A 21,082-nucleotide genomic window follows, 5' to 3' on the forward strand; every position below is an offset into this window, starting at 1 on the left:
ACCTCACTCCGGAAAGCGCAGGTACTTCGGCGGTACGCAGTCGGTGAGCCACACCCCGTTCGCGCTGATGTGGAAGACATGGCCGTCCCGCCGCATCGCCGCGGCGTCCACGCCAAGGACGACGGGGCGGCCGCGCCGGGCGCCGACCCGGGTCGCCGTCTCGCGGTCGGCGGAGAGGTGCACATGGTGGCGGGCCATGGGCCGCAGCCCCTCGGCCCGGATCGCGTCCAGGCTGCGGGCCACGGTGCCGTGGTAGAGGTGCGCGGGCGGCTCGACGGCCGGCAGGCCCAGGTCGACGGCGACGGTGTGGCCCTGACTGGCCCGGATCCGGTCGCCCTCGATCGCGAAGCGGCGCTTGTCGTTCACGGCGACGACATGGTCGAGCTCGGCGCGGGTGATGGGGAAGCGGTGCGCGGCAGCCGCCCGCAGCAGGGTGTCGATCTCGACCCAGCCGTGCGGGTCGAGGGTCAGTCCGATGTGTTCGGGCTGGTGGCGCAGGTGTTTCGACAGGTATTTGGACACCTTCACGGTGCGTCTGTCGTCCGGTGTTTCGGCCATGTCGCCAGGGTGCCGGGCAGGGACCGTCCCGGCACCCCAATTTCCCTTGGCCTCACGCCTTGAGCTGCTCGGCCGCCCAGCGGGCCCACTCCTCGTGCATCGCGCTGAGCCGCTTGCCGTACTCCAGGGCCAGGCGGCCGTGGAGGGAGAGCGGGTCGTTGTCCCACTCGATCGCCGCCTCCGCCTCCTGGAGGCCGGCGAGCTGGCGGGCGGAGCGCTCGGCCTCGGTCAGGAGGTACGTCTGCGCCTCCAGCGGGGTGAGGAGGCCGAGGAAGAAGACGCGCAGCAGTGAGTCGCTGCGGCGGGTACGGGAGGGCTCGGTCTCGGTGAGCCAGTGGCGCAGCTCGGCCCGCCCCGGGTCGGTGATGGCGTACTCCTTTCGGCCCCGGGGGCCCGCGGCCGACACCCCGATCAGGCCGGAGTCGGCGAGCTTGCCCAGCTCGCCGTACACCTGGCTCTGGGTCGCCGACCAGACGTGGGAAAGCGAGGTCTCGAACAGTTTCATCAGGTCGTAGCCGCTGGCCGGACGTTCGGCCAGCAGCCCCAGGACCGCGTGACGAAGGCTCATGACCTCAACTTTACATTCCACTCTTGACACGTCAATCCAGGAACCTCTAATTTTGACATGTCGAAGTTGGAATGTGGAGCGGGTGAGAGCCCGACGAAGGGGGACTCCCATGAACTACCTGCGCGGTTTCATCCCGTGGATCGTCTTCGCCGCCGTTGGCAGCGCGCACTGGCAGTGGGGCGCGGTCGCCGCGCTCGCCGTGGGAGCCTGGCTGTTCTCCACCGACCGCAAGCGCGGTGCGGCGGCCGACTCGCTGATTCTTGAGCAGTCCACCATCGCCTTCTTCGCCGTGCTGAGCGTCGTCGCCTTCGCGGCGCCGGACAGCGGGCTGCGGGAGTACGGCGGGGCGCTGGCCACCGGGTGGCTGGCCCTCACCGCCTGGGCGACGCTGGCCGTCCGGCGGCCCTTCACCACCGGGATAGCCAAGCGGCAGGCGCCGCGCGAGGTGTGGAACAACCCGGTGTTCCTGCGCATCAACGTGGTGCTGACCGCCGCCTGGGCCGCCGCCTTCACCGTCACCGCCGTCGGGCTCGCCGTCATCCACGCCGAGTCGCTGGGCAGCACCGCCGCGATAGCCGTGCAGGTCGCCGGGTTCGCGCTGCCCGCGCTCTTCACCGCCAAGTACCCGGAGAACGCCCGGCGCGCCGCTGAGGCCGCCAAAGTGACTGCAATCACGGACTAATGACGGTCAGTTAGGTTTGATCCACAGACAAGTGCGGTTATCCACAGGGTGTGTGACTATTCTGTGGACAACGGCCGGGCCGAAAGAGCGTCCAACGTACGGGACTGAACCTCCCGTTCGGCCGCGGCGGAGATGAACGCGGCGACGTTCTCCGGGCCGACCAGGGCCTGTACGGCCCGGACCGTGTGCGCGGGCAGGGTGACCGGCCCGGGGTCGGGATCGGCCGGGACCGCCGGGACCGCGGCGCCGAGATGCTGCTGGAGATGCCGGGTGGCGAACAGGCGCATGGCCCGGGCGAGTTCGGCGTCCACGGTCTGCTGGGCGAGCGGGCGCAACCGGCGCACCAGACCGGCGGCCTCGGCGGCCTCCGCGTCTGTGGGCGGACGGTGGCCCAGATAGCGGGCGAAGACGTGCTCGGTGGTGAAGTCGAGGAAGCGGGCGGCGATGTGCTCCACCTGGCCGCGCAGCTCGCGCAGATGCCCGGAGATGGCGTCCAGGGGAACCCCGGCCGCGTGCAGCTCGGCGGCGACCGCCAGCTCCTGCGGGCTGGGGACCAGGAACTCGCGGTCGCTGCCGGGGATGCGTTCCAGGATGCCCAGTTCGACCGCATCGGCGACGGCCTGGTCGTCGGGCTCGCCGCCGAAGGTGGCGTCGAGATCGGCCCGGGAGATCCGGGCGGCCTCCTCGTCGGTCCAGGGCCCGCTGACCTCGGCGACCAGGCCGAGGACACCACCGAGACCGCGGCCCGCGTCCCAGGCCTCCAGGAGTTCCTTGATGGAGGCCAGGGTGTAGCCGCGGTCGAGCAGATCGGCGATCTGGCGCAGCCGGGCCAGATGGGCCTCGCCGTACACATTGGACCGGCCGCGCCGCTCGGGCCTGGGCAGCAGGCCGCGGTCCTGGTAGGCGCGGATCGTACGGACCGTGGCGCCGCTCGCATGGGCCAGGTCCTCGATGCGGTACTCGGAGGAGGGGAGGGAGTGCGGCGCCGCTTGCTGCGGCGCAGGCTGGACCGCCTGCTGGACTGCTTGCTGAGCGGGTGACTGGGCCGCAGCCGGGACCGGCGGCTGGAGCGTCGCCTGAGCCGTCGGCCGGACCGGTGGCTGCGTCGGCACGGCCGATGCCACCGGGGCGTGGACCGGCGTCGCCGACGCACCCGGCGCCGCCGGTGGCTGTGTTGCTGGCTGCCCGGACAAACCGTCTCCCTCTACCCCAGGGCGGCGCGGCCCACCGCACCCGCTGCCGCACGGGCCGCCGGCGAGGTCGCGAGATATTCGACGGCCTTGCGCAGGGAGCCCTCCTGCGAGGGATGGTACGACCGCCGGAAGTAGCGGGGTATGGCCGCGCCGAGCTCCTTCCAGCTGGGCAGCAGCCCGCGCCCTACCGCCCGGTTGTGCTCACGCAGCGAGTAGCGCAGTCGGCCGGCGAGCTGGGGGTCGTGGCGGATCAGATAGGAGGCGCCCCACCCCCACAGCCAGAGCAGCACCGGGGCGACCACGACCATGCCCTCCACCCGGCGGGCGTAGCGGGGCAGGCCCTCGCCGCCGCAGTGCTGGTACATGTCGAAGGCGACGGCGCGGTGTTCGACCTCCTCGGCGCCGTGCCAGCGCAGCAGGTCGAGCATGACCGGGTCCGAGTCGGCCCGGTCGAGGGCCTCGGCGTGCAGCACCCAGTCCCCCAGGACCGCGGTGAACTGTTCGATCGCGGCGATCAGCGAGAGCCGGAAGCGCAGCCATTCCTGGGTCGGTATCGGCGCGCCGAACGGGGGCCGCTCACCGAGGAGTTTGTCGAAGAGGAAGTCGACATGGCGGGTGTAGGCGGCGGTGTCGAGGCGCTGCTCGGCGAGGTGGTCGAGGACATAGGCGTGCTGGACGCTGTGGGTGGCCTCCTGGCCCATGAAGCCCTTGACGTCCTTGAGCAGTGCCGGGTCGGTGACCAGCGGAAGGGCTTCCTTGAAGACCTTCACGAACCACCGCTCGCCCGCCGGAAGGAGCAGGTGCAGGACGTTGATGACATGGGTGGCGGTGGGCTCGTCCGGTATCCAGTGCAGGGGGGTCTCGTGCCAGTCGAACGAGACCCGGCGCGGGCTGATCCTGTACGGCTCCCGGCTCACAGCGGTGGCTCCAGTCGGGCGATCGCGCGCAGGGTGCGGGGCGTGAAGCGGGACATGAGGTGGGCGCCGCGGGCCTCGGGCGTCACGGGCACCACGGCCTGGTTCTTCACGACCGCGCGCAGGATCGCCGTGGCGACCTTCTCCGGCGGATAGTTGCGCAGGCCGTAGAGCCGGGCGGACTTCTTCTGGCGGCGCTTCTCCTCGGTCTCGTCGACCCCGGCGAAGCGGGCGGTGGAGGTGATGTTGGTGTTGACGAAGCCGGGGCAGATGGCGCTGACTCCGATGCCCTGGCCGGCCAGTTCGGCGCGCAGGCACTCGCTGAGCATCAGCACCGCCGCCTTGGTGGTGGAGTACGCGGGCAGCGCCTTGGAGGGCTGGTAGGCGGCGGCCGAGGCGGTGTTGACGATGTGGCCTCCCTGGCCGCGCTCGGTCATCTGCTTGCCGAAGATCCGGCAGCCGTGGATGACGCCCCAGAGATTGACGTCGAGGACCTTCTTCCAGTCCTCGGTGGTGGTGTCGAAGAACGAGCCGGAGAGGCCGATCCCGGCGTTGTTCACCAGGACGTCCACGATGCCGTACTCGGCGGCGACCTTCTCGGCGAGCTTCTCCATGGCCTGCTCGTCGCTGACGTCGACCGTCTCGGCCCAGGCCTCGGGGGCGCCGATGAGCCGGGACATGTCGGCGGTCCGGGCCGCACCCTCCGCGTCCCGGTCCACGGCGACGATCCGCGCCCCGGCCTCCGCGAACGCGAAGGCGGTGGCCCGGCCGATGCCGCTGGCCGCGCCGGTGATGAGGACCAGCTGTCCGCCGAAGCGGTCCGCGTACGGGCCGGTGGCCGCGGCGTCCTTGGCCGGGACGCCGTCCTCGTTGGCGGTGATGAACTCGGTGATCCAGGCGGCCAGGCGGTCGGGCCGGGTGCGCGGGACCCAGTGCTTGGCGGGCAGGGTGCGGCGGACCAACTGGGGCGCCCAGAGCTCCAGGTCGTCGTAGAGCCGCTCGGAGAGGAACGCGTCGCCGGTCGGCGTGATCAGCTGCACCGGCACGTGCGCGTACGCGTCGGCGCGCGGGCGGCGCAGCCGGGCCCGGATGTTGTCCCGGTAGAGCCAGGCGCCGTGCGCCGCGTCCTGCGGCAGGGAGGACGTCGGGTAGTCGCCGGAGGGGACCTTCTCCACCCGTTCGAGGATCCTCGGCCACCGCTTGCCGAGCGGGCCGCGCCAGGCGAGCTCGGGGAGGACCGGGGTGTGCAGCATGTACACGTACCAGGACTTGGCGCCCTGGCCGAGCAGCTGGCCCACCCGGCGGGGGGTCGGGCGGGTCATCCGGCTCTTGATCCAGTGCCCGAAGTGGTCGAGGGAGGGACCGGACATCGAGGTGAAGGAGGCGATCCGGCCCTCGGTGCGCTTGACGGTCACGAACTCCCAGGCCTGTACGGAGCCCCAGTCGTGGCCGACCAGGTGCACCGGCCTGTCCGGGCTCACCGCGTCTACGACCGCCAGGAAGTCGTCGGTCAGCTTCTCCAGGGTGAAGCCGCCGCGCAGCGGGGCCGGAGCGGTCGAGCGACCGTGGCCCCGTACGTCGTACAGCACGACGTGGAAGCGCTCGGCCAGCCGGACGGCGACCTCCGACCAGACCTCCTTGCTGTCCGGATAGCCGTGCACGAGCACCACGGTCGGCTGCTCCGGATCGCCGAGTTCGGCGACGCACAGCTCGATCCCTCCCGTGCGCACCCAGCGCTCGCGCGCGCCCTCCATACCGTTGCCCGCCCGGTCTCCCACGCTCACGCCGCCTTCTCCTCGGCCCAGCGCCGCACATGCGGCAGATCGTCGTCCAGCCAGAACGCGCTCTGTTCGGGGTCCTTGGAGTCGGTGACGACCAGGATCTCCTCGAACTTCGCGCCCGTACCCCGGAACCCGAGGTGCGGCTCGACCGCCCACAGCCCCGGCCGGGGCGGGTGGTCGGAGAACTTGTAGGGACTCCACAGCGGCGACCAGCCGTCGCGATGGCCGTGCAGCGCGTCGCTCGCCAGGCCCTTGAGGGACTGGGTGCCGAACCCGAAGACGTTCGGCGACCAGCGGCGCTCCTTGACCTGGTCGACCTTGTGGGCGATCACGCCGAACGGGTACGCGCGGTGCCGGTTGGCGTAGCCCTGGCGGACCATGAGCCGGTCCACGTCCTCGTAGATCTCGCGCAGCGGCCGCTGTTCGCGGACCTCCCGCAGGATCAGCTCCCGGTGCACCTCCAGATCCGCGAGGAGCCGGTTGTGCACGGGGTTGAGGCCGAGGCAGCCCGAGTAGCCGATGTCGGCCGTGAAGCCCTTGTAGACCGGGGCCATGTCGAGGATGAACGGCATCCCCGCCTCCAGCCTCCGGTTGGTGGGGAAGAACTGGAGCGGGATGCGGAAGTTCACGAACGCCGTGCGGTCCCCGAACCAGGCGAACGGCAGGTGGAACCAGTCCCGCACGCCGCGCTCGCGCAGCCACTCCCGCTGCATGCGGGCCGCCTCGCGCTCCGTCACACCCGGCTTGAGCTGGGCCGCGACGGCCTCCGCGCACTCGTAGGCGAGCCGCTGCACTTCCCTGAACCCGCTGAGCCGCGCGTCGAGTTCCGTCTTGACCGCCGTTGGCATCGCGCCCACACCCCTGTCGTCGTACGCGTGCGTAACTTGACACTGATGAATGTGACAATGCCCGGCGGCTACGTCAAGGGTTCTGCGCCCGCCTGTGGACGACGACCGCGTTGTGGACAACCCGATCCCCCTTCGGAGGGCGTTTCTCGGGGTTCCGTCACTCTTCCGTAGGGGGCACCTAGGGGGCCGTACCTCTGGAGTCGGACACGGATACAGCCGCCTGGTCTGACGATCGATGTGGTCTGCGCCACTACCTTCGAAGTGTGAATGTGATCGCGACCGAAAGCCTGAGCAAGCGGTTCCCCCGGGTGACCGCGCTTGACCGGCTCTCCTTGGACATCGGGCCCGGTGTGACCGGCCTGGTGGGTGCCAACGGAGCCGGCAAGTCGACGTTGATCAAGATCCTCCTCGGCCTCTCCCCGGCCACGGAGGGCACCGCCGCGGTGCTCGGCCTCGACGTCGCCACCAGCGGCGGCGCGATCCGTGAACGCGTCGGCTACATGCCGGAGCACGACTGTCTGCCGCCCGACGTCTCGGCCACCGAGTTCGTCGTGCACATGGCGCGCATGTCGGGCCTCCCGGTGACCGCCGCCCGGGAGCGCACCGCCGACACCCTGCGCCACGTAGGGCTGTACGAGGAGCGGTACCGCCCGATCGGCGGCTACTCGACCGGTATGAAGCAGCGCGTCAAGCTCGCGCAGGCGCTGGTCCACGACCCGCAGCTGGTCCTGCTCGACGAGCCGACCAACGGGCTGGACCCGGTCGGCCGCGACGAGATGCTCGGCCTGATCCGCCGCATCCACACCGACTTCGGCATCTCCGTCCTGGTCACCTCGCACCTCCTTGGTGAGCTGGAGCGCACCTGTGACCACGTAGTGGTCATCGACGGCGGCACGCTGCTGCGGTCCAGCTCCACCAGCGACTTCACCCAGACCACCACCACCCTCGCGGTCGAGGTCACCGACTCCGACGCGCACCCGGACGGCGCCGAAGCCGTGCGCGGCGCGCTCGTCGCGGCCGGCATCACCCTCCACGCGGGCGTGGAGGAAGGGCTGCCGGGCGCCGGGCACATCCTGCTCGTGGAGGCGGCGGGTGAGGAGACGTACGACGTGGTGCGCGACACCGTCGCCGGGCTCGGCCTCGGGCTCGTACGGATGGAGCAGCGCCGCCACCACATCGCGGAGGTCTTCAAGACCCCGGCGCAGGCCCCGGAGCCGGTCTCCGAGCGTGCCGCCGCCTGGGCGGCGACCGCCGCCGCACAGCAGAACGGAGGCGGCAGCCATGGCAGCTGAGGCCGCAGGGACGCGGATGACACAGAACCAGATCGCCCAGACCCAGATCCACAACATCGGCTACCGGGGCTACGACGGCCCGCGCCTTGGCCGGGCGTATGCACGGCGCTCGCTCTTCTCGCAGTCGCTGCGCGGCGCGTACGGACTGGGCCGCAGCGCCAAGTCCAAGGTGCTGCCGATGCTGCTCTTCGCGGTGATGTGCCTGCCCGCGGCCATCATGGTCGCGGTCGCCGTCGCCACCAAAGCCAACGACCTGCCGGTGGACTACACGCGCAACGCGATCCTGATGCAGGCCGTCATCGGCCTCTTCATCGCCGCGCAGGCCCCCCAGACCGTCTCGCGCGACCTGCGGTTCCGCACCGTGCCGCTGTACTTCTCGCGGCCCATCGAGCGGGTGGACTACGTCCTCGCCAAGTTCGCGGCGATGGCCTCGGCGCTCTTCATCCTCACGGCGGCGCCGCTCGTCGTGCTCTACGCGGGCGCGCTGCTCGCCAAACTCGACTTCGCGGACCAGACCAAGGGGTTCGCACAGGGACTGGTCTCGGTGGCGCTGCTCTCGCTCCTGTTCGCCGGCATCGGCCTGGTGGTCTCGGCGCTCACCCCGCGCCGCGGCTTCGGCGTCGCGGCCGTCATCGCCGTGCTGACCATCTCCTACGGGGCGGTCTCCGCGGTCCAGGGCGTCGCCTTCGACCAGCAGTCCACCGGGGTCATCCAGTGGCTCGGGCTCTTCTCCCCCATCACGCTCATCGACGGGGTGCAGACCGCCTTCCTCGGCGCGACCTCGGCCTTCCCGGGCCGCGAGGGGCCCGGCGCGGGAGCCGGCGCGGTGTATCTGCTCGTCGTCCTCGCGCTGATCGCCGGCTCGTACGCCGTCCTGATGCGCCGCTACCGGAAGGTCGGGCTGTGACCACCATCGACATCGACCACACCTCCCGCTGGTTCGGCAACGTGGTGGCCGTCAACGACGTCACCATGTCGATCGGCCCCGGGGTGACCGGACTGCTCGGCCCCAACGGCGCCGGAAAGTCCACGCTCATCAACATGATGGGTGGTTTCCTCGCCCCCTCGACGGGAAGCGTGACGCTCGACGGGCGCCCCATCTGGCGCAACGAGGACGTCTACCGGCAGATCGGCATCGTCCCCGAGCGGGAGGCGATGTACGACTTCCTGACCGGCCGCGAGTTCGTCGTCGCCAACGCCGAGCTGCACGGGCTCGGGGCCAGTCAGGCCCAGCGGGCGCTCGCCACGGTCGAGATGGAGTACGCGCAGGACCGCAAGATCCAGACGTACAGCAAGGGCATGCGCCAGCGCGTGAAGATGGCATCCGCGCTGGTCCACGACCCTTCGGTGCTGCTGCTCGACGAGCCGTTCAACGGCATGGACCCGCGCCAGCGCATGCAGCTGATGGAGCTGCTGCGGCGGATGGGCGCCGAGGGCCGCACCGTCCTGTTCTCCTCGCACATCCTCGAAGAGGTCGAGCAGCTCGCCGCGCACATCGAGGTGGTCGTGGCCGGGCGGCACGCGGCGAGCGGTGACTTCCGCAAGATCCGCCGGCTGATGACCGACCGCCCGCACCGCTATCTGATCCGCTCCAGCGACGACCGCGCGCTCGCCGCCGCGCTGATCGCCGACCCCTCGACGGCCGGGATCGAGGTGGACCTCAAGGAGGGCGCGCTGCGCATCCAGGCGGTCGACTTCGGGCGGTTCACGACGCTGCTCCCGCAGGTCGCGAAGGCACACGGGATCCGTCTGCTGACCGTCTCGCCGTCCGACGAGTCGCTCGAATCCGTCTTCTCCTACCTCGTAGCGGCCTGAAAGGAGCTGTGAGCGTCATGTACAACCCCACAGTCGCCCGGCTCACCTACCGGGCCCTGCTCGGCCGCCGCCGGGCCGCCATCCTCTGCGTGCTGCCGGTGCTGCTGATCGTCATCGCGGCGGCGGTACGTTCCTTCAGCGGCGCCGACGACCAGGTCGCGGCCAATCTGCTCGGCGGGTTCGCGCTCGCCACGATGGTCCCGCTGATCGGTGTCATCGCGGGCACGGGAGCCATCGGGCCCGAGATCGACGACGGCTCGATCGTCTATCTGCTGGCCAAGCCGGTGAAACGCCCGACGATCATCCTGACCAAGCTGATCGTGGCGATCGCGGTGACCATGGCCTTCTCGGCCGTCCCCACCTTCATCGCCGGAATGATCCTCAACGGCAACGGCCAGCAGATCGCGATCGCCTACACGGTCGCCGCCCTGGTCGCCTCGATCGCGTACGCGGCGGTCTTCCTGCTCCTGGGCACGGTCACCCGGCACGCGGTGGTCTTCGGCCTGGTCTACGCGCTGGTCTGGGAGAGCCTGTTCGGCAACCTGGTCCCGGGCGCGCGCACGCTGAGCGTCCAGCAGTGGTCGCTCGCCCTCGCCGAGCGGATCGGCACGAACGGCTTCATCACCTCGGACGTCGGCCTGCCGGCCGCGGTCGTCCTGCTGACGGCGGTCACGGTCCTGGCGACCTGGTACGCGGGCCAGAAGCTGCGGACGCTGAAGCTGGCCGGGGAGGAGTGAGGCGCCGGGGGGTGACGCGCGCCGAGTGGTGACCTCCGGGGCAGGCGTCACCCTCCCGGGACCCGGGCGGCGGTCTTCCGGCCCCGCCCGGGTCATCATCGAGGGATGACGACGCTTCACGGTCCGGGCACGCGCCGGGCCCCCGAGCCGGCCCGGCCGGTGCGGGCCTGGGTGCGCTCCTCGCCGGGGACGCACATCTGGCTGCTGGTCATCGCGATCACCAGCATCGTCATCCAACTGTCCAGCCAGGACCTTGAGCACTATCTGCTGCACCGCAACAGCAGCAACATCCACGAGCTCACCAGGCACCCCGCCCAGTCGCTGTTCACCAGCGCCTTCTGGATCGAGAACCCGTCCTCGTTCCTGCTGTACCTGGTGCTCTTCGAGCTCGTCCACGCGCCCGTGGAACGCTGGATCGGCACCGTACGGTGGCTGGTCGCGGTCGCCACCGCCCATGTCGCGGCCACGCTGATCAGCCAGGAAGTGATCCTGTGGAGCATCCAGAACCACGAGGTGCCCAAGCGGATGGCACACGTGGTGGACATCGGGGTCAGCTACGGGCTCGCCGCTTCGGCGGGGCTCCTTGTGTACCGGCTGCCGCAGCCGTGGCGGTGGCTCTACCTCGCGTGCGTGGTCGCGTTCTTCGGGATCCCGCTGCTGACGGGTGGCACGTTCACGGACATCGGGCATGCGGTCTCACTGGCCATCGGGCTGGCCTGCTGGCCGCTGACCAGGGGTAAATCAGTGGCTTCGAACGGACGTGCGGTGCACAGTGGTTGAGGGCCCCAGGGCAGACCGCTTCGAGCGCGCTACGGCGCGGGTCGCCCCGGGGCACGGGGATCAGTAAGGGGCGTCCACCTATGGCGGACGCCCCTTACTTCTGCTTACTTCTGCCCGTACAGGCGCTCTCGTCAGGGCGCTCCCGTACGTACGCGCTCACGCGCCCAGCAACTGCTCCAGCACCACAGCGATCCCGTCGTCCTCGTTGGACGCCGTGATCTCGTGGGCGACGGCCTTCAGCTCGTCGTGGGCGTTGGCCATGGCCACGCCGTGCTCGGCCCAGCCGAACATCGGGATGTCGTTGGGCATGTCGCCGAACGCGATCGTGTCCGTCGACCTGCAGCCGAGCCGGCGCGCGGCCAGCGACAGACCCGTCGCCTTGCTCAGGCCCAGCGGAAGCAGCTCCACCACGCCCTCGCCCGCCATCACCACGTCGACGAGGCTGCCGACGACCTGGCGCGCGATCCGCGCCAGCGCGTCGTCACCGAGCTCCGGGTGCTGGATGTAGACCTTGTTCAGCGGGGCCGACCACAACTCGGCGACCTGGTCGAAGGCGACGACCGGCAGCGAGCCCTCGTGGACCCGGTAGCCGGGGCCGACCAGCACCTCGCCGTCGAGCCCGTCCCGGCTCGCGGCCAGCGCCAGCGGGCCGACCTCGGCCTCTATCTTCGACAGCGCGAGCCCCGCCAGCTGGCGGTCCAGCGTCACCGACGTCAGCAGCCGGTGCTCGCCCGCGTGGTAGACCTGCGCGCCCTGGCCGCACACCGCGAGACCCTGGTACCCCAGGTCGTCCAGGATGTGCCGGGTCCAGGGCACCGAGCGGCCGGTGACCACGATGTGGGCCGCGCCCGCCGCGGTGGCCGCGGCGAGCGCTTCACGGGTGCGCTCCGAGACGGTCTCGTCGGACCGCAGCAGCGTCCCGTCCAGATCGGTCGCGATCAGCTTGTACGGGAACGGCTTCCCCGGGGCGGTGCTCACTTGGCGATGGGCTCCAGCACCTCGCGGCCGCCCAGGTACGGGCGGAGCACGGCCGGGACCCGCACGGAGCCGTCGGCCTGCTGGTGGTTCTCCAGGATCGCCACGATGGTGCGCGGCACCGCGCAGAGCGTGCCGTTCAGCGTCGACAGCGGCTGGACCTTGCTCTTGCCGTCGGCGTTTTCGCGCATCCGCACGGACAGTCGGCGCGCCTGGAAGCTGTTGCAGTTGGAGGCCGAGGTCAGCTCGCGGTACTTGCCCTGCGTCGGGATCCACGCCTCGCAGTCGTACTTGCGCGAGGCCGAGGCGCCCAGGTCGCCGGTGGCCACGTCGATCACCTGGAAGGGCAGTTCGAGGCCGGTCAGCCACTGCTTCTCCCAGTCCAGGAGCCGCTTGTGCTCGCTCTCGGCGTCGTCCGGGTGGACGTACGAGAACATCTCGACCTTGTCGAACTGGTGGACCCGGAAGATGCCCCGGGTGTCCTTGCCGTACGTACCGGCCTCGCGGCGGAAGCACGGCGAGAAGCCCGCGTAGCGCAGCGGCAGCTTCTCCGCGTCGATGATCTCGTCCATGTGGTACGCGGCGAGCGGGACCTCGGAGGTGCCGACCAGGTAGTAGTCGTCCTTCTCCAGGTGGTACACGTTCTCCGCGGCCTGGCCGAGGAAGCCGGTGCCCTCCATGGCGCGCGGGCGGACCAGCGCCGGGGTGAGCATCGGGATGAAGCCGGCCTCGGTGGCCTGCGCGATCGCCGCGTTGACGAGGGCGAGCTCCAGGAGCGCGCCGACACCCGTCAGGTAGTAGAAGCGCGAGCCGGAGACCTTGGCGCCGCGCTCGACGTCGATGGCGCCCAGCGCCTCGCCGAGCTCCAGGTGGTCCTTGGGCTCGAAGCCCTCGGCCGCGAAGTCGCGGACGGTGCCGTGCGTCTCCAGGACGACGAAGTCCTCCTCGCCGCCGACCGGCACGTCCTCGTGGACGATGTTGCCGAGCTGGAGCAGGAGGTGCTTGGCCGCCTCGTCCGCCTCGTTCTGCTCGGCCTCGGCGCTCTTGACGTCGGCCTTGAGCTGCTCGGCCTTCTGCAGGAGCTGGGCGCGCTCCTCGGGCGAGGCCTTGGGGATCAGCTTGCCGAGCGCCTTCTGCTCGGAGCGCAGCTCGTCGAAGCGGACGCCGGACGACCTGCGCCGCTCGTCGGCTGAGAGCAGGGCGTCGACGAGCGCGACGTCCTCTCCACGGGCGCGCTGGGAGGCGCGAACACGGTCGGGGTCCTCACGGAGCAGGCGAAGGTCAATCACCCCTCCAGGCTACCGGTGCGGATCCCTGGGACCCCACCGGATATCCCCGCCACGCTTGTTCCGCGTGTCGGTTTGCCCGAATTGACCGTATTGAGAAATGTGGTGGAGGAATTCCGGGACGGGCGTCAATAAAGCCAGCCCTTTTCCCTGAAAAGGGGTGCTTTCCGGACTTTCGTTGACCTGAATCCCTTGTGGTTCAAGGGACTTGTCCACAGAGGCGTCCAGGTCGGGAAAGTTATCCACAGGGTGTGGGGACTTCCTGTGGACCGCCCGGAAGATCCCTTCCGTGGCGCGATGTGGGGCCAAGGATTCCCAGTTCACACCTCTCGCACACACTCATTCGGGTGGGAATTGCTCGCTCTAAAGAGTTGATCGAGGGAATTGGGGTGACATCGCCCCCGCTGATCTTCTGTGGACGGATGTGTCGTCACTAGAGGTATTTGTCGACTCTGTCTGGTTGCGTTGTCGACTTACCCACAGGTCGAGAAGAGAGCCTGTGGATAACTTTGTGGACAGTGAAAATCAGCAGGTAGGACTGCAGGCGGGGCCGGTGGAAAACGTGCTCAGGCCCGGCCGTCCTGGCTGCGCGCCAGCCACTCCGCCGCCGCCACGAACTCGGCGTCCGAGGTCCCCGGCCGTACCGGCCGCACCTCGTCGGCCGTCACGCCCGCGCGCGGGTACGAGCCGAGGAAGCGCACCTTCGGGCAGATCCGCTTCAGCCCCATCAGCGCCTCGCCGACGCGCCGGTCCGAGATGTGGCCCTCGGCGTCCACCGCGAAGCAGTAGTTGCCGATGCCCGCACCCGTCGGCCGGGACTGGATGAGCATCAGGTTGACCCCGCGTACGGCGAACTCCTGGAGCAGTTCGAGCAGCGCGCCCGGGTGGTCGTCGCCCAGCCAGATCACCACGGACGTCTTGTCCGCCCCGGTCGGCGCGGCCGGCCGGGCCGGGCGGCCCACCAGGACGAACCGCGTCTCCGCGTTCTCCGCGTCGTGGATCTCGGTGACCAACGGCACCAGGCCGTACGTCGCCGCCGCGAACTCGCCCGCGAACGCCGCGTCGAACCGGCCCTCCTGGACGAGGCGGGCGCCGTCCGCGTTGGACGCGGCCGACTCCCACAGCGCCTCGGGCAGATGCGCGCGCAGCCAGTTGCGCACCTGCGGCTGGGCCACCGGGTGCCCGGTCACCGTCTTGACGTCCGACAGCTTCGTCCCCGGCCGCACCAGCAGCGCGAAGGCGATCGGCAGCAGCACCTCGCGGTAGATCATCAGCGGCTCGCCGGAGGCCAGTTCGTCCAGGGTCGCGGTGACCCCGCCCTCCACCGAGTTCTCGATGGGCACGAGCGCGGCCGCGGCCTCCCCGTTGCGTACCGCGTCGAGCGCGGCGGGCACGGACACCATCGGCACCAGCTCACGGGTCGCCGCCTCCGGCAGCGTGCGCAGGGCGGCCTCGGTGAAGGTGCCTTCGGGACCCAGATAGGTGTATCGCGTGGCGGACATACTCGTCACCCTAATGGCCTGCCGTCACGGGCGAGAGCCGTCTCGGCGGGTCAGGACTCCAGCAGCAGCTGGCCCACGTACTCGCCCGCGCGCGGGCCGCCGGGCACCGCGAACAGGCCGCTCGACTCGTGCCGGATGAACTCCGACAGCGCGTCGCCCCGGTCGAGCTTGCGCTGCACGGGCACGAAGCCCCGCAGCGGGTCGGCCTGCCAGGCGACGAACAGCAGGCCCGCGTCCGGCACCCCGTCAGCCGAGAAGCCGTCGTGGTACGAGAAGGCGCGCCGCAGCATCGCCGCGCCGCCGTTCTGCTCGGGCGCGGAGATCCGGGCGTGCGCGTTGTCGGGGATGACCAGCTTGCCGTCCGGGCCGAACTTGTCGAGCTGCATCGCGGTGGTCTCGGTACCCCCCGAAAGAGGGGCGCCGTTCGCCTTCCTGCGGCCGATCACCTGCTCCTGCTGGGTGAGCGGCACCTTCTCCCAGTCGTCGAGCAGCATCCTGATGCGACGCACCACCGCGTACGAGCCGTTCGCCATCCACGCCGGCTTCCCGCCGTCCGGGACGAAGATCCGCTTCTCGAAGTCGGGGTCGGAGGGCTTGGGGTTGCCAGTGCCGTCGATCTGGCCCATCAGATTGCGGGCCGTCATCGGCTTCTTGGTGGCACCGGGCGTCCGGTTGAAGCCGTTCATCTGCCAGCGCACCCGGGCCGCCGCGCCCGCGTCCTTCTGGAGCGCGCGCAGCGCGTGGAAGGCCACCAGGGCGTCGTCCGCGCCGATCTGCACCCACAGGTCGCCGTTGGAGCGCTTGGCGTCCAGCCGGTCCGAGGAGAAGTCCGGCAGCGGGTCCAGTTCGGCCGGTCGCTGCGCCACCAGGCCCGTACGGTCGAAGAAGGTGCGGCCGAAGCCGAAGGTGACGGTGAGCGAGGACGGGCCCGCGTCCAGCGCGACCCCGGTGTCCGCGCCCCCCGGCTCGCCCGCCATCAGCGCCTTCGCCGTCGCCGACCAGCGCCGCAGCAGCGCCGCCGCCTCCTTGCGCCCGGCGCCGGGCGCAAGGTCGAAGGCGACCAGATGGCCGCAGGCCTGAACCGGAGTGGAGATCCCCGCTTGGTGTTTCACGTGAAACAGGACCTCGGTGGAGCCGACCGAGGACAGCTCGGTGGCCCCCGACCCGTCCGACGCGACGGCGGCGTGGACGAGCGCGCCGCCCGTCGCGCCCAGCGCGACACCGGCCGCGCCCGCCGCTCCCACCGTGCCGAGCAGGCGCCGACGGGTCATGTCGAGGGACTCGCCGGTGTCGTCGGCGCTCTTGTTGATCTGGTCCGTCATGTGGTCCGTACTCAGCCGATCTTGATGTTCTTGTCCACGGTGACCTGGTCGATGTCGGAGGTCCGCACGGTCACGGACACCTGCCACTCGCCCGGCATCGGGAGCTGGACGCCGCTCGCGCTCCAGTGTCCCCGGGTGATGCGCTCGGGCTCCACCGGCAGCGGGCCGATCGCCTTGGCGGTCAGCGTGAACGCGACCTTCACCTCGGCCGCGTCCAGCGGCTTGGCCGCGGCGTCGTCCGTCCACACGTGCATCTCGTTGGCGCCGGTGCGGCCCGGGTCCAGGGTGAGGCGGACCGTGCCCTTGCCGTTCTTGCCACCGGTGTCGAAGGGGATGCGGATGCTGATCGGCCGGTCCGGCACGGCCACCTGGTTGGTCGACTGGGCGGCGGCCGCCGCCTCCTGCGTACGCCCCGGCTCGGTCGACGACAGGAGCGTCGCCACGGCGAGCACCGCCACCGCGACCCCGGCCTCGGTGAGCACCGAGCGCCGCAGCCCCGACCGCTGCGGGTCGGCGTCGCGGATGCGCTTCTCCCGTGCGACCGTCACGGCGGCCTGCTGGCGGGCCAGCTGCTGGGCGCGCTTGCGGTCGGCCGGGTTCTTGGCGTCGTCCGGCACGGTCACCGGCTCCGGCTCCTCGGAGAGCTCCGGCTCGGCCGCCCTCTGCTCGACGATGGACGCCGCCTCGGCCTCGGGGGCCGCGTGCTCGGAGAGCTGCCCGGTCCAGCGGCGCGAGATGTACGCGGCGCAGAGCAGCACCGCGATCAGCCCGGCCTTGACGAGCAGCAGCTGCCCGTAGCCGGTCCCGGTCAGCGCGGACCAGGAACCGACCTGCCGCCAGCCCTGGTAGACGCCGGTCGCCACCAGGACGGTCACGGTCCAGAAGGCGATCCGGGAGAACCGCCGCACCGCGGCCCGCTCCACCGCGGGCGTCAGGTGCAGCGCCACCAGCAGGGTCGCGAGCCCGCCCAGCCAGGTCGCCACGGCCAGCAGGTGCACCACCGCGACGGGCATCGCGAGCGCAGTCTGGATGCCGGTCGAGGCGTGCTCGGCGAGCGCCCAGGTGGCGGCTATACCGGCGGCCACCACGAAGCCGCCGATGGCGAGCCCGTAGGTGAGGTCCTTCTTCTCCTCGTCCTCGCGCTTGGCGTACGCGCCGAACAGTACGGAGATGAACAGCGCCGCGGCGCTGAGCAGCAGCAGCCGGGAGCTGAGCGCGGCACCCGACTTGGTCTGCAGGACCGCCTTGAGCCCGTCGAGGTCGAAGGCGTCCGAGAGCTGCCCGGAGCCGGTGTAGGGGGTCCGCAGGAGCAGCAGCGCGATGGTGGCCGCGGTCATCGTCAGCCAGCCGCCGACGACGAGGCGCTGCACCGGCCGCACCGAGGCGCCCCGCTGCCAGCAGGCCAGGATGAAGGCGCCGCCGCCGGCGAAGAGGATGAAGCCGGCGTACGCGGCGTAGCGCATGGTGTCGTACAGCGCGCCGACCAGACCGCCGCCGACATCCGGGGCCGACAGCGAGACGGTGGTCTTGGAGGGGGCGCCGATGGAGAACGTGAAGGCGCCCGCGACCGGGTGGCTGTCGGCCGAGACGGCCTGCCAGGCCACGGTGTAGGTGCCCTTGGGCAGTCCGTCGCGCAGGCTCACTCCGTACTTCACGATGGAGCCGCTGCACAGGTTGAGCAGTTCGCCGGTGTCGGCGCGTTTGCCGTTCGGGTCGAGGACCCGGATGGACTTGTTGTCCATGGCGACCTGCTCGGAGAAGGTGAGGTCGACGTCCTTGGGGGCGGAGGCGACCACCGCCCCGTCCTTCGGGTTGGTCGCGGTGACCGCGGCGTGCGCCGAGGCGGGCGAGGCGGTCGCGAACACCGCGCCGAGCAGGGCGGCCGCGACGAGCAGCAGCCGGGCCAGGGCGGTTCCGAAGCGTGGGGCGGTGGCCGTCATCGTCTGTTCAGTCCCTCATCCCTCAGTGGTGCTTCGGGTTGTAGGTGGATTCCTTGACCGGCAGTTCGACCTTGACCGTGCCGGCCTTCTCGAAGTGCAGGTCGACGGCGATCTTCTCGCCCTGCTTCGGCTTCTTCTTCAGGCCCATGAACATGATGTGGTTGCCACCGCGTTCGAGGTCGAGCTCGCCGCCCGCCGGGATGTCGAAGGTCTTCACCTCCCGCATCTTCTGGTCCTTGGTCGCGTGCATCGTGACGTCGTTCGAGACGTCACTGGTGACCTTGGTCAGCTTGTCCGCGGTCTTGCCGTCGTTCTTCACGACCAGGAAGCCGCCGGCCATGTCCGCGCTCACCGGCTCCGGCATGAACGCCTGGCCGATCTTCAGGTCGGGCTTGCCGTCGGAGCTGTCGGACGAGCAGCCCGCCAGCGCCAGCCCGGCGGTCAGGGCTATGGCGGAGGCGAGGGTGGTGCGGCGGTTCACGGGTTCTCTCCAAGAATGATCTTCGGCAGGTCCTTGGTGTAGTCCTCTGGGGTGGCGGACTCGCCGTACAGGACGTACCCCTGGTCGGTCTTCGGCGAGAAGGCGATGACCTGGGCGCCGTGCATGGACACGACGTTCCCGTTCTTGTCCTTCGTCGCCGGGTCGATACCGATGCCGATCGAGCGGGCCCCGGCCTGGATGGTCGGGAAGTCACCGGTCAGCCCGATGAACGCCGGGTCCTGCCCCTTGAGCCACTTGCCGAGCGTCTCGGGGGTGTCCCGTTCGGGGTCGGTGGTCACGAAGACGACCTGGAGCTTGTCCTGGTCGGCCTTGGGCAGGTGCTTCTTGGCGACGGCGATGTTGCTCATCGTCAGCGGGCACACGTCGGGGCAGTGGGTGTAGCCGAAGTAGATGAGGGTCGGCCTGCCCTTGGTCCGCTCACGGAAGTCGAACTTCTTGCCCTGGGTGTCGGTCAGGACGAAGTCCGGCTTGGTGAACGGCCGGTCGAGCACGGTGCCGGCCTTGTTGCTGGTGTCGGCGGAGACATCGGTGACGGGGCTCTTGGCCTTGTCGTCGCTGCCACCGCACGCGGTCAGGGTGAGCGCCGCCGCCACCGCGAATGCGATGGCAGCGGGCACGTACTTGGTGCGCATGGGGAAAGTTTCCGGTCGGGGGGAGGGCCTGGCGGGATTACGCGGCCCGGCGGCGCCCGGCGAGCACGCCGAAGGCCACACCGGCGACGCCGACGACGATGCCCACGACGCCCAGGACGCGCGCGGTGTTGTCGGTGTCCTTGGAGTCCGAGGCGGCCTCGGTCTTCTTGTCGTCGTGCCCGGCCATGTCGTCCTTCTTGTCGTCGGACGCGGGCGCGGCAGCACCGTGGTGGTCAGCGGCGGCGGCGGACAGCGTGAGCACCGGCGCCGGGTTCGCCGGCTCCTCGGCGCCCTGCTTCTGCTCCTCGATCCAGCGGACGGTCTCGCCGTTGCTGTACGTCTGGATGGCCTTGAAGACCAGCTTGTCGGTGTCGGTGGGCAGCGCGCCGATGGAGAGCGGGAACTTCTGGAAGTAGCCGGACTCGACCTTGCCACCGCTCCAGGTCACCTTGGTGACGGCCTCGTTGATCTGCTTGCCGTGCACCGTCAGCGGCTTGTCGAGCTTGGACTTGGTGACCTCGACGGTCCAGCCGGGCAGGGCCTGGGGCTGCACGGACGCCAGTGGGTGGTCGGCCGGGAAGCTGACCTCAAGCTTCACGGTCTGGGCGTCGTCGCGCTCGTTGGGCACCTTGAAGTTGACGACGGCGTAGCCGCCCTTCGCGGCCGCGCCCTCGGGCTGCACGCTGACGTGCGCGAGGGCCGGGCCGGCCAGCATCAGGACGGACGAGGCGGCGACGGCACCGGCGATGGCGATACGACGGGAAACGTTCATGGCGGAGACACTCCAGTCAGCAGGAAGGTAAGTGGTGACGGTCCGGAGCGCAGATGCGCGCGGACTCCACGGACCACTCCTGGGACGGGTGTCGTCTGGGCGTTACGGAGTGGGCCGCGTCAGGCTGCGAGGGTGTATACGGCGGGCGGCCCGCGCCTGATCACCGAGTGCTGAAGTGCTTCCCCGGCCGGCAGCAGGGGGGTGGCGAGCCCGGCGAGCGGCAGGCGCGGGCCGTGCCCGGGCGCCCCCGGCAGACCGGCACGCAGGGCCCGTACGAGCGAGAGAGCGGCGCGCAGCGAACGAGCGCACGCCCCTTCGGCGGCAGCGGTGGCGGCCTGGGCGGAGAGCCGCACCAGACGGAAGAGCGCGGCCTCGCCCCGCCGCAGCAGCCAGCCGGTCAGCAGCGCGGCCAGCAGATGGCCGAGGAGCATCGGGAGCGAGGGGAACAGTCCGGCCAAGGCGCTGTGCGCCGAGCCGGAATCAGCCATCCCGGGCATTCCGGCCATGCTTGTCGTGGGGCCGTGTGCGGCGGAGGTGGCACCGGAGGGCGGGCGCAGGCCCGCGTCGGTGACGATCCGTCGCGCGTCCGAGGCCGTCAGCTGGGCCGACGCGGCCGGGCCGCAGACCAGCTTGGCGGCGAGCCGCAGCAGCGAGGTGTCGCCGGGTGCCCCGTTTCCGGAGGCGGCGGCCGTGTGCTGGCCGATGCCGAACAGGGCGTGCAGCCCGAGCTGTCCGGCGGCCAGGGCGCCCGCGATGGACGGCAGCGCGCGCTCCCGTCCGGCGAGCGGCGCGGCGACCGCGAACACCCCGAGGAACCCGGCGAGCAGCGTCCACCACGGGACCGTCGCACAGGCGGCCAGGACGTGCCCGAGCGCGGACAGCACGACGCAGACCGCGGCGAAGACCGCGGCCCTCAGCAGCCGGAGACCGGCGCCTGCGTCGGTGTGTCGGGCGTGTCGGGCAGACATGGCGGGGCCATCATC

Annotated in this window: 21 protein-coding genes; 6 read left to right on the forward strand and 15 right to left on the reverse strand. The window is 70.7% G+C overall.

The window, feature by feature from the left end:
* Positions 1-3: 3 nt before the first annotated feature.
* Positions 4-558: an RNA 2'-phosphotransferase gene (locus OG965_RS21625; RefSeq protein WP_371653735.1), complete on the reverse strand. Its 555-nt coding sequence runs from the start codon at positions 556-558 to the stop codon at positions 4-6.
* Positions 559-610: 52 nt separating this feature from the next.
* Positions 611-1,126, reverse strand: a complete 516-nt coding sequence (locus OG965_RS21630) for a PadR family transcriptional regulator (RefSeq protein ID WP_371653736.1) — start codon at positions 1,124-1,126, stop codon at positions 611-613.
* Positions 1,127-1,235: 109 nt separating this feature from the next.
* On the opposite strand from OG965_RS21630, the gene OG965_RS21635 reads away from it, so the two are divergent.
* Positions 1,236-1,808 carry a hypothetical protein gene (locus OG965_RS21635; RefSeq protein ID WP_371653737.1) on the forward strand — a complete coding sequence of 191 codons (573 nt, stop codon included), beginning with the start codon at positions 1,236-1,238 and terminating at the stop codon, positions 1,806-1,808.
* Between the two features lie 56 nt (positions 1,809-1,864).
* Here OG965_RS21635 and OG965_RS21640 read toward each other — a convergent pair whose 3' ends face one another.
* From OG965_RS21640 to OG965_RS21655, 4 genes are all read right to left on the reverse strand, one after another.
* The gene (locus OG965_RS21640) at positions 1,865-2,761 is read right to left on the reverse strand and encodes a MerR family transcriptional regulator (RefSeq protein WP_371657016.1); all 897 of its coding nucleotides are present in this window, start codon (positions 2,759-2,761) and stop codon (positions 1,865-1,867) included.
* A gap of 251 nt (positions 2,762-3,012) precedes the next feature.
* Positions 3,013-3,918, reverse strand: a complete 906-nt coding sequence (locus OG965_RS21645) for a metal-dependent hydrolase (RefSeq protein WP_371653738.1) — start codon at positions 3,916-3,918, stop codon at positions 3,013-3,015.
* Entirely contained in the window at positions 3,915-5,669 is a 1,755-nt protein-coding gene (locus tag OG965_RS21650; RefSeq protein ID WP_371657017.1) for an SDR family oxidoreductase, read from the reverse strand. Before OG965_RS21650 ends, OG965_RS21645 begins: the two co-directional genes overlap by 4 nt.
* 26 nt (positions 5,670-5,695) lie before the next feature.
* On the reverse strand, positions 5,696-6,544 hold the full coding sequence (locus tag OG965_RS21655) for a M24 family metallopeptidase (RefSeq protein WP_371653739.1): 849 nt from the start codon (positions 6,542-6,544) through the stop codon (positions 5,696-5,698).
* A 269-nt stretch (positions 6,545-6,813) separates the two neighbouring features.
* Between OG965_RS21655 and OG965_RS21660 the strand changes: the two genes are divergently transcribed.
* From OG965_RS21660 to OG965_RS21680, 5 genes are all read left to right on the forward strand, one after another.
* Positions 6,814-7,836 carry an ABC transporter ATP-binding protein gene (locus OG965_RS21660; RefSeq protein ID WP_371657018.1) on the forward strand — a complete coding sequence of 341 codons (1,023 nt, stop codon included), beginning with the start codon at positions 6,814-6,816 and terminating at the stop codon, positions 7,834-7,836.
* Positions 7,837-7,852: 16 nt separating this feature from the next.
* Positions 7,853-8,743 (forward strand): ABC transporter permease, encoded by an 891-nt coding sequence (locus tag OG965_RS21665; protein WP_371653740.1) that lies wholly within the window; start codon positions 7,853-7,855, stop codon positions 8,741-8,743.
* Positions 8,740-9,651, forward strand: coding sequence for an ABC transporter ATP-binding protein (locus OG965_RS21670; protein ID WP_371653741.1), 912 nt, complete (start codon positions 8,740-8,742; stop codon positions 9,649-9,651). Before OG965_RS21665 ends, OG965_RS21670 begins: the two co-directional genes overlap by 4 nt.
* Positions 9,652-9,668: 17 nt before the next feature.
* On the forward strand, positions 9,669-10,388 hold the full coding sequence (locus OG965_RS21675) for an ABC transporter permease (RefSeq protein WP_067162251.1): 720 nt from the start codon (positions 9,669-9,671) through the stop codon (positions 10,386-10,388).
* Between the two features lie 105 nt (positions 10,389-10,493).
* Complete coding sequence (locus OG965_RS21680) at positions 10,494-11,168, forward strand: rhomboid-like protein (protein WP_371653742.1); 675 nt, start codon at positions 10,494-10,496, stop codon at positions 11,166-11,168.
* Positions 11,169-11,324: 156 nt separating this feature from the next.
* On the opposite strand, the gene OG965_RS21685 is transcribed toward OG965_RS21680, so the two are convergent.
* The 9 genes from OG965_RS21685 to OG965_RS21725 form a co-directional block, all read right to left on the reverse strand.
* Positions 11,325-12,146, reverse strand: a complete 822-nt coding sequence (locus OG965_RS21685; protein ID WP_371653743.1) for an HAD family hydrolase — start codon at positions 12,144-12,146, stop codon at positions 11,325-11,327.
* Positions 12,143-13,432 (reverse strand): serine--tRNA ligase, encoded by a 1,290-nt coding sequence (serS, locus tag OG965_RS21690; RefSeq protein ID WP_371653744.1) that lies wholly within the window; start codon positions 13,430-13,432, stop codon positions 12,143-12,145. The genes OG965_RS21685 and serS overlap by 4 nt, the downstream gene beginning before the upstream one ends.
* A 563-nt stretch (positions 13,433-13,995) precedes the next feature.
* Positions 13,996-14,931: a prephenate dehydratase gene (pheA, locus tag OG965_RS21695; RefSeq protein ID WP_371653745.1), complete on the reverse strand. Its 936-nt coding sequence runs from the start codon at positions 14,929-14,931 to the stop codon at positions 13,996-13,998.
* Positions 14,932-14,981: 50 nt separating this feature from the next.
* Positions 14,982-16,253 (reverse strand): iron uptake transporter deferrochelatase/peroxidase subunit, encoded by a 1,272-nt coding sequence (gene efeB, locus OG965_RS21700; protein ID WP_371653746.1) that lies wholly within the window; start codon positions 16,251-16,253, stop codon positions 14,982-14,984.
* Between the two features lie 11 nt (positions 16,254-16,264).
* Positions 16,265-18,193: a copper resistance protein CopC gene (locus OG965_RS21705; protein WP_371653747.1), complete on the reverse strand. Its 1,929-nt coding sequence runs from the start codon at positions 18,191-18,193 to the stop codon at positions 16,265-16,267.
* A 22-nt stretch (positions 18,194-18,215) separates the two neighbouring features.
* Positions 18,216-18,674, reverse strand: a complete 459-nt coding sequence (locus OG965_RS21710) for a copper chaperone PCu(A)C (protein WP_371653748.1) — start codon at positions 18,672-18,674, stop codon at positions 18,216-18,218.
* Positions 18,671-19,327, reverse strand: coding sequence for an SCO family protein (locus OG965_RS21715; RefSeq protein WP_371653749.1), 657 nt, complete (start codon positions 19,325-19,327; stop codon positions 18,671-18,673). Before OG965_RS21715 ends, OG965_RS21710 begins: the two co-directional genes overlap by 4 nt.
* 37 nt (positions 19,328-19,364) lie before the next feature.
* A complete protein-coding gene (locus OG965_RS21720; RefSeq protein ID WP_371653750.1) occupies positions 19,365-20,099 on the reverse strand; it encodes a YcnI family protein in 735 nt (244 codons plus the stop codon).
* A gap of 119 nt (positions 20,100-20,218) precedes the next feature.
* Complete coding sequence (locus OG965_RS21725) at positions 20,219-21,067, reverse strand: hypothetical protein (RefSeq protein ID WP_371653751.1); 849 nt, start codon at positions 21,065-21,067, stop codon at positions 20,219-20,221.
* Positions 21,068-21,082: the final 15 nt, after the last annotated feature.

The organism is Streptomyces sp. NBC_00224 (assembly GCF_041435195.1).
Taxonomy (GTDB): Bacteria; Actinomycetota; Actinomycetes; order Streptomycetales; family Streptomycetaceae; genus Streptomyces.